The sequence below is a fragment of the Myroides phaeus genome (assembly GCF_900099675.1).
GTDB classification, from domain to species: Bacteria; Bacteroidota; Bacteroidia; order Flavobacteriales; family Flavobacteriaceae; genus Flavobacterium; species Flavobacterium phaeum.
Window position 1 is genome coordinate 1 of sequence record NZ_FNDQ01000057.1, and the last position, 1,211, is coordinate 1,211.

At 34.2% G+C, this 1,211-nt stretch carries 2 protein-coding genes; both read right to left on the reverse strand.

From position 1 onward, the window contains the following. Positions 1–14: 14 nt before the first annotated feature. Positions 15–986, reverse strand: coding sequence for an ISAon1 family transposase (locus BLT46_RS13070; RefSeq protein WP_090410546.1), 972 nt, complete (start codon positions 984–986; stop codon positions 15–17). A gap of 1 nt (position 987) precedes the next feature. Next, on the reverse strand, positions 988–1,211 hold a 224-nt coding region (locus BLT46_RS13075; RefSeq protein ID WP_449406511.1), incomplete at its 5' end, for an ISAon1 family transposase N-terminal region protein.

The window sequence follows — 1,211 nt, forward strand, 5'->3', positions numbered from 1 at the left end:
GCAAAAGTTGGGGACTAAGCAAAAAGTTTCGTCAATCTAAACAGGAAAAATGACTTATCTCTTACACCTCTATACATCATTCTAAAGTACTTAATTTTTGCATTAAAGGACTCCGCAGATGCGTTGGTACTTCTGTCATTAAAATAGTTCAATATATCTGCGTAGTGTAACATAAAGGTTTTAATAACAGTATTGAACTGTTTAAGGTTCGTATTTTCTACTTGATTGAACCAATAAGCAAGTTTGGTCATAGCGACTTCCTTTGGAATAAGTTGATTGTATATTGCTCTTAACTTGTTTGTTAAGCCATATGCTTGTTCAATTTCGGGATATAATTCAAATAATAGTTTAGCTCTATCTTGTTGGTCTATTGTCCAGTTATTAGGACTTTTGTATAGTAAATGTCTAGATCTGGCTAATAATTGTTTTTTTGTATCTCCATTGGATAAGGTATCAGGAGTATAGGTTTCATTTGTACTCTTAGCCTGGGTAATAGCATTATTTTCATTATCCATTTCAATCCAACGATGTTTAATTCTAATATTCTGAAGTGCTTCGCTAGCAAGTTTTTGCACGTGGAAACGATCGATAACTTGTATAGCGTTCGTGAAGCATTTTTTTGCTATCTGTTTCATAGAACCAGCCATATCAAGGGTTATCTCTTTTACTTTTTTTCTAAGGGATTGGGGGATTTTTAATAGATGTTCTACAACTGTTTCAGATTTTGTTCCTTTTACAACAGCAACAATGGTGTTTTTCTTGCCTTTGCCAGCTTTAGAGGTAACGATGGTATATAATTCTCCTTTAGACAAACAGACTTCGTCTATGGATAGTTTTTCTGTAATATTCTGTGGGTATAATAACCAATCTTTGGCGTGCTCTCGTTGATTCCAAGTCTTAAACTCACTGGTTTTATTTTTGTATTGACGTTGGAATTTCTTCCCGTCAACTCCAAATAATTCACCTATAGCTTTACAACTAAGTATTTTAGTATCGGCTAATTTTTTTTAAGAACTCCGAAAACTCTTTAGTCATTCGGGTTCCTTCAGCAATCACATTCCAATCTCTAGCGATTATTTCTCCTGTTTGTTTATCTGTCCAGCGACGACGTTGAACATGCAGTTTTACTGATTTCCCACGTAATGGAAAATCTTCGATGGTAGTCATAGGATAAAATCCTTTGGAAACTAATTGTTTATCTGGAAGTTGAT